General features: G+C 72.7%; 12 protein-coding genes and 1 pseudogene. 4 read left to right on the top strand and 9 right to left on the bottom strand.

Annotated elements, in window-relative coordinates; genetic code table 11:
• The first annotated feature begins 246 nt into the window (after positions 1–246).
• Positions 247–756 carry a PAS domain-containing protein gene (locus ABH931_RS09430; RefSeq protein WP_370111772.1) on the top strand — a complete coding sequence of 170 codons (510 nt, stop codon included), beginning with the start codon at positions 247–249 and terminating at the stop codon, positions 754–756.
• Between the two features lie 65 nt (positions 757–821).
• Here ABH931_RS09430 and ABH931_RS09435 read toward each other — a convergent pair whose 3' ends face one another.
• Positions 822–2,294 (bottom strand): hypothetical protein, encoded by a 1,473-nt coding sequence (locus ABH931_RS09435; RefSeq protein WP_370111773.1) that lies wholly within the window; start codon positions 2,292–2,294, stop codon positions 822–824.
• Between the two features lie 388 nt (positions 2,295–2,682).
• On the opposite strand from ABH931_RS09435, the gene ABH931_RS09440 reads away from it, so the two are divergent.
• Both ABH931_RS09440 and ABH931_RS09445 read left to right on the top strand, forming a co-directional pair.
• Positions 2,683–3,789 carry an aminoglycoside phosphotransferase family protein gene (locus ABH931_RS09440; RefSeq protein ID WP_370111775.1) on the top strand — a complete coding sequence of 369 codons (1,107 nt, stop codon included), beginning with the start codon at positions 2,683–2,685 and terminating at the stop codon, positions 3,787–3,789.
• Between the two features lie 41 nt (positions 3,790–3,830).
• Positions 3,831–4,625 carry a phytanoyl-CoA dioxygenase family protein gene (locus ABH931_RS09445; protein WP_370111777.1) on the top strand — a complete coding sequence of 265 codons (795 nt, stop codon included), beginning with the start codon at positions 3,831–3,833 and terminating at the stop codon, positions 4,623–4,625.
• 17 nt (positions 4,626–4,642) lie between these two features.
• Here the strand turns inward: ABH931_RS09445 and ABH931_RS09450 are convergent, their stop codons facing one another.
• On the bottom strand, positions 4,643–5,767 hold the full coding sequence (locus ABH931_RS09450; RefSeq protein ID WP_370111778.1) for an acyl-CoA dehydrogenase family protein: 1,125 nt from the start codon (positions 5,765–5,767) through the stop codon (positions 4,643–4,645).
• A 41-nt stretch (positions 5,768–5,808) separates the two neighbouring features.
• On the bottom strand, positions 5,809–6,303 hold the full coding sequence (locus ABH931_RS09455) for a hypothetical protein (RefSeq protein ID WP_370111780.1): 495 nt from the start codon (positions 6,301–6,303) through the stop codon (positions 5,809–5,811).
• 124 nt (positions 6,304–6,427) lie between these two features.
• On the opposite strand from ABH931_RS09455, the gene ABH931_RS09460 reads away from it, so the two are divergent.
• Positions 6,428–6,520, top strand: a complete 93-nt coding sequence (locus ABH931_RS09460; RefSeq protein ID WP_370111782.1) for a putative leader peptide — start codon at positions 6,428–6,430, stop codon at positions 6,518–6,520.
• A gap of 296 nt (positions 6,521–6,816) precedes the next feature.
• On the opposite strand, the gene ABH931_RS09465 is transcribed toward ABH931_RS09460, so the two are convergent.
• The 6 genes and pseudogenes from ABH931_RS09465 to ABH931_RS09490 all read right to left on the bottom strand — a co-directional run bounded on the left by ABH931_RS09465 (position 6,817) and on the right by ABH931_RS09490 (position 12,162).
• The gene (locus tag ABH931_RS09465) at positions 6,817–7,467 is read right to left on the bottom strand and encodes an HAD family hydrolase (protein WP_370111783.1); all 651 of its coding nucleotides are present in this window, start codon (positions 7,465–7,467) and stop codon (positions 6,817–6,819) included.
• A 192-nt stretch (positions 7,468–7,659) separates the two neighbouring features.
• On the bottom strand, positions 7,660–7,902 hold the full coding sequence (locus ABH931_RS09470) for a DUF397 domain-containing protein (protein WP_370112016.1): 243 nt from the start codon (positions 7,900–7,902) through the stop codon (positions 7,660–7,662).
• A 178-nt stretch (positions 7,903–8,080) separates the two neighbouring features.
• Positions 8,081–9,247, bottom strand: a complete 1,167-nt coding sequence (locus ABH931_RS09475) for a thiolase domain-containing protein (protein WP_370111785.1) — start codon at positions 9,245–9,247, stop codon at positions 8,081–8,083.
• Positions 9,244–10,353, bottom strand: a complete 1,110-nt coding sequence (locus ABH931_RS09480) for a thiolase domain-containing protein (RefSeq protein WP_370111787.1) — start codon at positions 10,351–10,353, stop codon at positions 9,244–9,246. Before ABH931_RS09480 ends, ABH931_RS09475 begins: the two co-directional genes overlap by 4 nt.
• Positions 10,350–11,338 (bottom strand): annotated as a pseudogene (locus ABH931_RS09485) (Zn-ribbon domain-containing OB-fold protein). Before ABH931_RS09485 ends, ABH931_RS09480 begins: the two are co-directional and overlap by 4 nt.
• Before the next feature lie 14 nt (positions 11,339–11,352).
• Entirely contained in the window at positions 11,353–12,162 is an 810-nt protein-coding gene (locus ABH931_RS09490) for a crotonase/enoyl-CoA hydratase family protein (protein ID WP_370111789.1), read from the bottom strand.
• Between the last annotated feature and the right edge of the window lie 132 nt (positions 12,163–12,294).

Genomic DNA, 12,294 nt, shown 5'->3' on the forward strand with positions numbered 1-12,294 from the left:
CGCCAGCCGGAAGCACGGAATGCTACCGTCCGCACCCCTGCCCGCGCACCCGCGCCCTTCGCGCCACACTCCCTGCGCCACCCCTGCCACCTGCGGCGCCGTCCGAAACGCGGCGTCGCGACCAGTGATTGCTGGCATATGCCAGCAGCAAAATCATGCCAATCTTCGGTGAAAGGCACCCACGGCCGCCACGCTCTGTGCGACAGTCGTAACGTTCAAGAACGCCGCCGGCCTGAGCGGGACGCCATGCACCCCCACATTCCCCCTCCCTCCCTCGCACAGCAGCTCTGTGAGCTGCGCGAACGGCTGGAGTCGGAGTACGGCTCGGGCCAGGACCGCGCGGCACGCGCACTCCTGGCCCACGCCCACTCGCACCTCTCCGAGCTGGAGCGCCTCACCGACGCGCTGGGCGAACCCGCAAGACACCCCGCCGGCGCCACCCTCCTGGGTGACGCGGAGTGGGACCTCGTGCACGACGAGGTCGCCTGGTCCGCCGAGATGTTCAGGATCTTCGCCCGGACACCCCAGGACGGCCCGCTCACCCTCGACCAGCTCCCGGGCGCCCTGCACCCCGAGGACCGCCACACGGTCGCACGACTGCTGACCGCGGCCCTCGTGGACGGCCGTCCCATCGACGCCGAGTTCCGCCTGCAGCTCGCGGACGGCACGGTTCGCCCCGTCCACTGCGTCGGCGCGCCCCAGTTCGCCGACGACGGCGGCGTGCACGCCGTCTGGCTCGCCCTCCGCGCCCGCTGACACCTCCCCCTCGGCGCGACACCGGCCCCCCGAGGGAGCGCCCATCCCGCCACCGGGGCCCGGACTCAGATGATCTGCGGCCGGCTCTGCCGCGGCATCGCCTTGCTGATCTGGGCGCGGAGCGCCGCCACCTCCGGGAGCCGGGTGTACGGGGCCGTCAGCCGGTACATCTGCCGCAGCCGGTGCCAGGTGCGGTGGGAGGACATCTCCCCCGTCGAGCTGAGCGCGAGCTGGGCGTAGCGCTGCGCCTCGTCGGGCTTGTTGGCCAGGTAGCAGGCCGAGGCCATGGAGATGTGGTCGAAGAGCTTGGACCGATCGTGCCCGCCCTCACGCAGTTGCAGCGCCAGCAGCGCGTGGCGCTGCGCCAGGGCCGAGGCGTTCGGGTCGTGGTCGGCCAGGGTGCGGTAGGTGAGCGCCTGCATGCCGTGCAGGTCCGCGAGGTCGAAGAACTGCAGCCAGTTCGGACCGGGCTCGCCCGAGTCCTGGGCGAACAGGTCCTCGGCCTCGCCGAGCGTGCGGCGGGTGGCCTGGCTGTGACCCAGCGACGCGTGCGCCCAGGCCTCCACCGTGCGCAGCATGGCGCGGGTGCGCGGCAGGGCCTCCTCGCCCGCGCCCGCGTCGGCGACCTTCATCAGGTCCAGCGCGTCCCCGGCCCGGCCCAGGTGCACCATCTGGCGCGCGGCCCGCGCCAGGGCCTCGCTGGCGCGCGGGCGGTCGTCGGCTTCGCGTGCCGAGTGCACAGCCATGACGAAGTACCGCTGCGCGGTCGGCTCCAGGCCGACGTCGTGGGACATCCAGCCGGCCAGGACCGCCAGGTTCGCCGCCACGCTCCACAGGCGCCGCCGCAGGTGGTCCGGGTGGTCGAAGGTGAGCATGCTGCCCACCTCGTTCAACTGGCCCACCACGGCCTTGCGTTGCAGGCCGCCGCCGCGCGAGGCGTCCCAGCGGCGGAAGACGTCGACCGACTCCTCCAGCGCGACGACCTCGTCCTCCCCCACCGGCCCGGCCTCGTAGTAGTCGAGGGCCGGCAGCGCCTGCGGGCTGCGCACGATCCGGGCCGAACTCTCCGTCGGGGGCAGCGCGGCGGGGGACCGCATCCAGTCGTAGAGGGGGTTGGCGATGACGGCACCCGCAGCGAGGGCGGTACTCGCTCCCATCAGTCCGCGTCGATTCAGCATCAGGTCCATTCCCGTGAACTCGGTGAGGACCGCGGCTGTCTGCTCTGGTGCCGGTCTGGATCCGTCGGGCTCGCGACGGTGCGAGCCGTTCCCGGATGGCCGTACCCGGTGGAAGCCGAGGTCCTCAGGCGTGACTACTCGGCCGAGCTGCTCGCTGAACAGTGACGCCAGGATGCGCGGGACGGGGTCGCGGGGGATCTCCCCGCGCTCCATCCAACGGCGCACCCGCGAGGTGTCGGTGGACAGCTGCTGCTGCCCGGCCTGCGCACCGCGCCGGTTGACCAGCCGCGCCAACTCCCCCTTGGACCAACCGGTCAGGGCGAATAGGTCAGCGAGCTGGTTGTTCGGTCCTCTGTTCACGTCGTGCCCCCAGGTTCTCGGCACTTCGACACTAACCACCCGTCATGTGCCAGGCGAGCATTCGCCAGGGTTCGCCAGGGCACGCCAACTGTCTCGCTTCGGGCGGCTGGGTGTGTTGTATGAATGCGCCACCCCGACCTGGGCAATCGCCCGGCCGAGGGTCCAGGAGACGGGTGTGGCGCGAGGGGTGGCGAACCGTCGCCACGCGCCAGGGCTCGCCCGGGAGACGCAACTCCCCAGGGTGCGCCGACCGGGCTCCGGCCCGCACGGCGGCGGTGCGCCACCCCGACCAGACGGCCCGTCCGCCGGCCCGACCCCGGTCGGCGGAGGGGCCCACCGGACGCACCGGACGGAAGCACCGGTCAGACGAAGGGATCAGGACTCACCCATGTACTCACCGGCCATCTCCCCCGCCCAGACGTCCCGCCCGCAGGCAGCCCCCGCCGCCCCGCTGCGCCGGCGCCCCGGCCTCGGGCTCGACCCCCGGCTGCGCGAGCCGGGCGGCCAGCCCTCCGCCCGGGTGGCGCACGGCGCGCAGCAGCTGCGCCGCCCGGCGCCCGCTCCGGCGGTCGCCCGTCCCGGCACCGCGCAGCGTCCCGACAACCCTGCGCAGCACTCCCCGCAGGTGCGGGCGGTGCTGGCCCACATCGCGCGGATAGCTCCCGCGTTCGTGCCGCGCCAGCTGCTGCAGGACCGCCGGCATGTGCTGATCGCAGGTACCTCCGGCCGCACCCCGGTGGTGGCGAAGGCTCTGGCGCGCCCCGGCGAGGATCTCGACGGGATGGAGCGCTTCCAGCGCGAGATCGCCGCCCACCGCGCCTTCGTGCGCCACCGCCCGCCGGTCCGGCTGCCGAAGCTGGTGGCCGCCGACACCGAGCGCTGCGTGCTGCTGATGGAGCGCGTCCCCGGCCGTCCGGCCGCGCGGGAGCGCCACCCCTCGGACGCGCCCACGCCGGGCGAGGTGCGCGCCATCGTCGGCGCGATCCGCGCACTGAACCTGTGGCGTCCGCCGACGGGCGTCTTCGACCGCCCGCTCGACTACACCCGCGAGATCGCCCGCTACCACGCACTGGGCCTGCTGACGGACCGTGACACCACTGACCTGCAGCAACTGCTGCACGGTCTGGCGCACCAGCCGTGGCAGTTCTGCCACGGGGACGCGCTGCTCACCAACGTCCTGCTGGCGCCCTCCGGCCCGGTCCTGGTCGACTGGGAGCAGGCCGGCTGGTACCTGCCCGGCTACGACCTCGCGCTGTTGTGGGCGGTCCTGGCGGGCGACACCGGCGCGCGCCGCCAGTTGAGCCAGATCGCGCAGTCGACGGGCACGCTGGGCCGCGACGCCTTCCTCATCAACCTGATCCTGGTGCTGATGCGGGAGATCCGTCTCCACGACGTCCCGGGCGCGGGCGAGGAGCAGCGCATCCTGATCCGTCGCCTGCACGAGGACGCCGCGCTGGCCCGCCGTGCCGTCCGCGCCGCCGTCGGCACCCGATAACTCGCTTGCCCGACCCCCGGACTGTCCCGAGAATCGGGCGCATGGATCTCCCCCTCAGCTCCGACCAGGTCGACCGGTTCGTCACGGAAGGATTCGTCCGGCTTCCCGAGGCCTTTCCGCGGGCGCTGGCGGACGAGTGCCGGGAGTCCCTGTGGCGGGAGACCGGGCTGGACCCCGAGGACCCGGCCACCTGGACCGAGCCGGTGGTCCGGCTCAACGGCTACGGCAGCGAACCGTTCCGGCGCGCGGCCACGACGCAGCGCCTGCACGATGCCTTCGACCAGCTCGTCGGCCCGGGCCGTTGGGTGCCGCGCGACGGCCTCGGCACCTTTCCCATCCGCTTCCCGCACGCCGCCGATCCGGGTGACGCCGGCTGGCACATGGACGGCAGTTTCACCCCGGCCGGAGAGTCGGGGTACTGGGTCAACCTCCGCTCGCAAGGGCGCGCACTGCTGATGCTCTTCCTCTTCTCCGACGTGGACGAGGAGAACGCCCCGACGCGGATCAAGGTGGGTTCGCACCTCGATGTCCCCGCCTTCCTCGAGCCGGCCGGTGAGGCCGGGCTGAACCTGTTCGACCTGTGCGGGACCATGGACAAGGCGGGCCGGCTCGACGCATCCGACCGTCCGCTCACCCTGGCCACCGGGCAGGCCGGTGACGTCTACCTGTGCCACCCGTTCCTGGTCCACGCCGCGCAGCCCCACCACGGTACGGTGCCCCGGTTCATCGCCCAGCCGCCGCTGATGCCGGCCGGCCTGCTGGAGCTCGAACGCCCCGACGGCGCCTACTCCCCGGTCGAGCGCGCCGTCCGTCTCGGCCTCGGCCGGGACCGCTGAGGCCAATACGGCGCCTGCTACTCCTCCGCCGCCGCGCGCAGCAGCGGGGCACCGGTGGGGAGGAGAGCGCGGGTGGTGAGGGCGTCGCGCAGGTGGCGTTCGAGCGGAACGGTGCGGTGCAGGCCCACCGGGCCCGCCAGGGCGACGGAGCGGTGCACGACGGCGAGCGCGAGGTCCGCGACGCGCGGGGCAAGCAGCGCGGCACGGCGCTCCGCGCCCGGGCGGGACGCGTCCAGTGCGACGGCCAGACCCGTCAACAACTCCTCGGCCGCGATGAGTTCGAGCTCCAACGCACCGCGGTCGAGTTCGGACAGCCCCTTGACGTGGCGAACCAGCCAGGCCCGGGCGGCCCGGCCGATGCCGAGACAGATGGCCGCGACCGTGAGCCGGCGGCCCGCCTCGTCGCGGGCGTCCGGCGGCGGCAGGTGAGAGGGCTCGTCGAGCAGCACCGCGTCGAAGTGCACGTCCTGATGGGCGCCCGCGCGCAGGCCGAGTTGCTCCGAGCCGGGCTCGACGAGCAGACCGGGCGTGTCGCCCGGGAGCAGGAAGACTGCGAGGCCGAAGACGCCGCCGCCCCTGGGCCCTCGGTCCTCGGCGGCCGCGGTCGGCTCCGTCTCCGCGCCGTCGGCCCCGGCCGGATCCTGGGCGGCCGTGACGAGCAACCAGGCCAGTGCGTCCGCGCCCGGCACGCCGTGCTCACGACCGGCCAGTTGCCACCCGTCGGGTGTCTGCCGCGCCGTCACCTCGGCTCCGGAGCCGGCGCCCGGGCCGCCGGGCGGCAGCATGCCGACCAGCGCCGGGCCGCGGCGGGAGTCGGCGAGCAGGTGGCGGTAGGAGGTGGCGGGCCAGCGCCCGGTACGCGCCTGCGCCTCGTGGGCCAGCAGGGTCTCCCCCGCCAGCAGGGCCACGGTCGGATCGCCGCTGCCGAGCGCGGCGACCAGGTGGACGGTCTCGGTCAGACCCGCGCCGGCGCCGCCGTACTCCTGGGCGACCGTGAGGGTGAGCAGCCCGGCGGCGTGGGCCTCCTCGATCCCCTGGTACGGGAACGCGCCCTCGCGGTCGTGCTCGTCGGCGCGGGCCGCGAGCAGGTCGACGACGCGAGGGAGCCGGGCCATGGCCTCGTCGGCCTGCGGAAAGGACATCGTCTGCGCTGCCGTCCTGCTCGGAACTCCGGTAATCCTGGTCAGACCTGGAACATGTCCGCAGGAAGCGGCTTCAGCAGCTTGTACAGGTCCTCGCTGACCGGGCGGTCCCAGGTGACGACGGTGACCAGCACGTCGTCGCTGCGGCCGAACTGCACGGCGGCCAGGCGCCCCTCGCTGAGCTTGTACTTCTTCACGATCAGCAGGCCGTCGTCGAGCATGACCGGGAAGTCCTCGCTGTCCAGGACCTCGACCTGCTCCTCGCTGCCGACGATCGCCAGCATCTGGTGGACCTCCAGCGGCACCCCGTCCTCGGGGTCTCGGGCGGCCGAGCCGGCCCGCAGATTGCCGATGATCATGGAGGGGCCGCGGCCGCCCATCAGGTCGTAGCGCAGCAGCACTCCGTGGCAGGTGCCGTCCTCCGGGTCACTGAGCAGCACGGCCCCGAAGTCGCCGGGCCAGTCGCCCGGATCCATGGCGAGAATGTCGAAGTCCGGGCCTGCGGGAGTGCCGGAGCGGCGGCGAAGGAAAGCCATGGGGCCATCGTACGTGCCCGTGCGCGTGACGAACGCGTGACCGGTCGCTGAACGGACACAGGTCGTGTTCCAGGCTCCGAGACCAGGTTGACGAACGGATCACGTTCCGATTACGTTCGGCGACATGCAGAGATCGCCGCATCTGGTGAGCAGGGGTCACATCGACCTCATGCGCGTGGCGTCTGCCGCATGTCGCGCCTGCCGTCCGAGCCGTTGACGCCTCGGCGGATCCGCAGAACCCCACCACGGCTCACCCGAGGGCACCGGCCCGAGATCGGCTGTGCGCCTGCGGACCGTGTGCTCCTTCTGCGAACCTGGACCCCGAAACCGAGATCCGGAACAGCCACGTAACACCCCTGGAATCTCGCCTGCCCGGCCCGATCGGCTGTGGCGGGCGGGCCCGCTTGGCACCGCGTGGGGGCGTGTGCGAGCGGGCTGGGCGCCGCGTCGACCCCGTGGGGGTGGTCGACGCGGCGCCCGTCAGCTCTGCTCCCGTCCTCCCGGCCCCGGCGACTACAGCTGCGCGAGGAGCTTCGGCAGTTCGCGCATGTCGTGGAAGACGACGGTGCCGGGGCCCTCGAGAAGGACAGCCGGGGTGAGCCCACCGGCGTACCCGAGCGATCGCATACCGGCGGCACGGGCGGCGCGGACACCCGGGTTGCTGTCCTCGACCACGACGCAGGCCTCGGGCTCGACCCCCATGCTGCGGGCGGCGTGCAGGAACAGGTCGGGCGCGGGCTTGCCGTGGGCGACCTCGGTGGCGCTGTAGATACGGCCCTCGAAGTGGTCGAAGAGCCCGGTGCGGCCCAGCGTGTGGCGCATCTTCTCGTGGGAACCGCTGGATGCGACGCAGGTCGGCAGGCCGATGGCGTCGAGCGCCTCCGGCAGGCCGTCGACCGGCGCGAGTTCGGCGTCCACGGCCTCGCGATGCAGCAGCTCGAACCGCTCCGACCACGCGGCCGCCGTCTCCTCGCCGAGCCTTTCCGCCACCTGCTCCCGAATGGCCGCGTGCGAACGCCCGATGAACCGCTCCACGACCTCGCTCTCGGTCAGCGCCCACCCCAGCTCGGCCCCGAGTGCCACCTGCACCCGCACGGCGATGCGCTCACTGTCGACCAGCACGCCGTCGCAGTCGAAGATGACGAGTTCCATCGGCTTGATCATCCCGGCACCCTACGGTCCGTCCGGCGGTTCTTGCGACCATCGCCGGCCGCCGGCGCTGCTGATCACGTCCGGCGGGCTCCGTCAACGGCTGCGGCTGAGGCGTCGCCGGGACAGCTGGTGGCCCGCCTCTCACTCGTCCGGGTGAGAGGCGGGCCGCCTGCCGATGCTCGCGTTGCGTCTGCCCGGCGCGGATCAGGTCAGATCGAACTCGCCGTCGCGCGCGCCGAGGACGAAGGCGTTCCACTCCGCCGGGGTGAAGATCAGCGACGGTCCCTCCGGGCTGCGGCCGTCGCGCATGGCGATGTAGCCGTCGACGAAGGCGATCTGCACGTCACCCACGCCCTGGCTGCTGGACAGCCACTCCGCGCTGTTCAGATCGAGCTCGGGTTTCCTCTCCTGAACGCCAACCCCGATCGGGCCCCGCTGGGTGACCACACCGGTCTCCGCGGTCACGTCGAAGAATGCGTCGCTTGCCACGTGGAGCTCCTCCCGCCGTCAGTTGATCCCACTGTAATCTCCGCGACAGCCTGCGGTGGAGGGCTTCGACACGATCCGCCCGTGCGGGTGACAACGGGCGGATCGGCCTGCTAGGAACCGTCCTGTGGGCAGTGGTTCAGTGGTCCGGCCGTTCGCTTCCCACGAGCCACATCGAGAAGAACTGCGCGCCGCCGCCGTAGGCGTGGCCCAGCGCCCGGCGGGCGCCGTCGATCTGGTGCTCCCCGGCGAGTCCGCGGACCTGCAGCGCCGCCTCGGCGAACCGGATCATGCCGGAGGCGCCGATCGGGTTGGAGGAGAGCACCCCGCCCGAGGGGTTGACCGGGAGGTCGCCGTCCATCTCGGTGACGCCCGCCTCGACCAGCTTCCAGCCCTCGCCCTGGTCGGCGAAGCCGAGGTTCTCCAGCCACATCGGCTCGTACCAGGAGAAGGGCACGTAGATCTCGGCCAGGTCGATCTGGCGCCTCGGGTCGGTGATCCCCGCCTGCCGGTAGACGTCGGCCGCGCAGTCGCGCCCGGCCTGCGGGCTGACGTAGTCCTTGCCCGCGAAGATCGTCGGCTCGCTGCGCATCGCCCCGCCGTGGACCCACGCGGGCGGGCGCGGCGCGCGGGCGGCGCCGCGGTCCCCGGTCAGCACCAGCGCGCAGGCGCCGTCCGAGGAGGGACAGGTCTCCGAGTAGCGGATCGGGTCCCACAGCATCGGCGAGGACTGCACCTGCTCCAGTGTCAGCTCACGCTCGTGCAGGTGCGCGTAGGGGTTCTTGAGCGCGTTGCGGCGGTCCTTGAACGCCACCAGCGAGCCGACGGTGTCGGGCGCGCCGGTGCGGCGCATGTAGGCGCGCACGTGGGGGGCGAAGAAGCCGCCCGCGCCGGCGGTCAGCGGCTGCTGGAACGGGACCGGCAGCGACAGCCCCCACATGGCGTTGGACTCGGACTGCTTCTCGAAGGCGACGGTCAGCACCGTGCCGTGCACGCCGGCCGCGACGAGGTTCGCGGCGACCAGCGCGGTGGAGCCGCCGACCGATCCTGCCGTGTGGACGCGGAGCATCGGCTTGCCCACCGCGCCGAGCGCCTCGGCGAGGTACAGCTCGGGCATCATCACGCCCTCGAAGAAGTCCGGCGCCTTGCCGATCACCACGGCGTCGACGTCCGCCCAGCCCAACTCCGCGTCCTCCAGGGCACGCACGGCGGCCTCGCGGACCAGCCCGGCGATGGAGACGTCCTGCCGGGCGGCGACGTGCTTGGTCTGGCCGACGCCGACGACGGCCACGGGCTGCTTGCTCATCGCGCACCTCCGCGGGTGCCGTGGGGACCTTCGCTGCTTTCGAGGACCGCCACCAGGTTCTGCTGCAGGCACGGGCCGGAGGTGGCGTGGGCGAGGACCCGGTGGGCCTCACCGCGGTGGATCAGCGCGGCCGCCTCGCCGATGCGGATCAGCCCCGCCGCCATGACCGGGTTCGCCGCGAGCGGCCCGCCGGAGGGGTTGACCGGCACCCGGTCGTCCAGGTCGAGGGCCCGCCGCAGCACCACCTCCTGCGCGGTGAACGGCGCGTGCAGCTCGGCCGCGTCCAGCGGCGCGTCGAACGCACCGGCGGCGACGGCAGCGAGCCGGGTGGACGGCGACTCGGTGAGGTCGCGAACGCCGGGCTGGTGGGCCTCGATCCGGTGGTCGATGCCGCGGATCCAGGCCGGGTTGGCATGCAGTTGCCGGGCCGTGTCACCGGCGGCGAGGATCACGGCGGCGACGCCGTCGCTGATCGGAGGGCAGTCGTGGCGGCGCAGCGGCTCGACCTCGTAGGGCTCGCGCAGCAGCTCGTCCGCGTCGGCGCTGCCGCGCAGTTGGGCGTGCGGGTTGCCGGTGGCGGCCCGGCGGCTGCGCACGGCGGTCGCGGCCAGCCGCGGCTCGTCGGTGAGTCCGGCGTCGACCAGCGCCTGCGCCTGGAGCGCGGCCAGCGCGATGGAGTCCGGCCACAGCGGGGCGAGCGTGTAGGGGTCGAGCTGCCGGGTGAGCACGTCGCGGACACTGCCGGGCGAGGACTTGCCGTAGGAGTAGACGAGGGCGGTGTCGGCCTCTCCGGTGCGCAGCTTGACCCACGCCTCGTACAGGGCCCAGGCGCCGTCCATCTCCACGTGCGACTCGGAGATCGGCGGCCACGCCCCGACGCCGTCGAGCGCCATGGTGAAGGAGAAGGCGCGCCCGGCCAGGTAGTCGCTGCTGCCGGAGCAGGTGAAGCCGATCCGGTTGGCTGTCAGTCCCGTCTGCTTGAGTACGTCGTGCAGGACGGGCATGACGAGCTCGACCTCGGAGAGCTGGTCGGTGTGCCGGGTGTGGTTGCTCTGCGCGAACGCGACGACGGCGACGTCGCGGTCGCCGCGACGGCTGCTGCTCACATCCACCTCCGGTAGCTCTCGGGGTCGGCGTCGGGTTCGCCCGTCGGCCGGAAGTGGCTGATCGAGGCGAGGCTGGGGCCGAGGCGCGTCTCGTCCCAGACGGCCTCGACGCGCTGCCCGATGTGGACGTCCGCGTAGGCGGTGTCGCCGACGCGGGCGTGCAGACCGACGTGCGCGCCGTCGAGGAGCACGTACGCGTAGCAGTAGGGCACCTCGATGTTCAGGCCCCTGGCGGCGATGTTGACGATGCAGAAGGTGGTGACGGTGCCGGTGTGCGGCAGTTCCAGCTGCTCGCTGGTGGCGATGCCGCAGGTGGGGCAGGCGCCGCGGGGCGGCACGTAGACGCGGGTGCACTGCGGGCAGCGCTCGGCGACCAGGCGCTTGTCGGGCAGCGCGTTGAGGAAGCGCGTCTGCGCGCTGCCGGGGCTGTGGGTGTACTCCAGGCGGGCCGGGATGGTGACCCGGGTCACGGGTTCGACGCCCGCGAGTTCCGGGATGGCGGCGAGGAGTTCGGCGGCCGTGGTCATGCGGCGGGGCCCTCCGCTGGGTCGGGCGCCGGCTCGAAGCAGGCGATGTCGGTGATGGCGCCGCTGCGCTCGTCGGCCCAGCGGACGGCGACGCGCATGCCGGTGCGCACGGCGTGGCGCGGGGCGTCGAGCGCGTGCAGCAGCGCGGTGTCCGCTCCGTCGAGCCGCACGAGCACCCAGGCGAAGGGCGTGTCCAGCGGCTGGTAGGGCCGGGGCCGCTCGTTCCATGCCCAGGTGGTCACGGTGCCGGTCTGGCCGAGTGGCACCAGTTCGGTCAACTCCTCGGCGGTGACCGGGTCGTACTCGGCGGGTGGACACAGCACCCGCCCGTCGCTGCCGCGCGCCCCAAGCACGACCCGCTCGCGCAACCCGGTGAGGAACGCGCCGAGCACGGGCCCGGTGGAACGGGTGAAGGGGAACTCGACGATCAGCGGTGCGCTGAGCACCTCGGGGGGCATGGCGTTCGTTCCTTTCAGTGGCGGCGGTAGACGGGCGGGCGCTTCTCGGCGAAGGCGCGGGGGCCCTCCTTGGCGTCCTCGGTGGCGAAGACGGGCCAGCCGAGCTCCAGTTCGCGCTTGAGGCCGTCCGCCTCGGTCATCGCGGCGGTCTCGTAGACGGAGCGTTTGACGGCCTCGACGGCCAACGGCGCGGCCTCGTTGACGGCCTCGGCGAGCTCCAGCGCGCGCTTGAGCGCGGTGCCGTCAGGGACGACGCTGCCGACGAGGCCGATGTCGCGTGCCTCGGTCGCGGTGTAGCGACGGCCGGTGAGCAGCATCTCCAGCGCGTGCGTGTGGGCGATCTGCCGGGTGAGGCGGACCGTGGAGCCGCCGATCGGGAAGAGTCCGCGGCGGACCTCGAACAGGCCGAAGCTCGCCGACTCCCCGGCGACACGGATGTCCGTGCCCTGGAGCATCTCCGTGCCGCCCGCGACGCAGACGCCTTCGACGGCGGCGATGACGGGCTTGCGCGGACGGTGGTGGCGCAGCATCGCCTTCCAGTGCAGCTCCGGATCGGCGGCGAGGCGCGCGCGGTGGGGATTGTCCTCCGCGAATCCACCGCCTTGGCCGGCCAGTGCCTTGAGGTCCATTCCGGCACAGAAGGCGCCACCGGCACCGGTCACCACAATGGACCGGATGTCGTCGTCGGCGTCGGCCTCGATCCACGCGTCGTGCAATCCGACGAGCATCGGAATCGAGAACGCGTTCTTGGCCTCGGGCCGGTTGAGCGTCAGGACGAGAGTGGCGCCCTGCCGCTCGACTATCAGATGTTCTGTGCCTGCCATGGGCCGCCTCCGCATGCCGCGCCGACCGAATCCCGCTCAGATCTAGAACAGGTTGCAGTCTTGCTGACGGCTTTTCAAGTGCCGTTCCAAGAACAAGTTCAAGACGTCGGAACCCTGGAGTTCTCCTGGAAC

This window comes from Streptacidiphilus sp. MAP12-33, from assembly GCF_041261265.1.
Taxonomy (GTDB): Bacteria; Actinomycetota; Actinomycetes; order Streptomycetales; family Streptomycetaceae; genus Streptacidiphilus.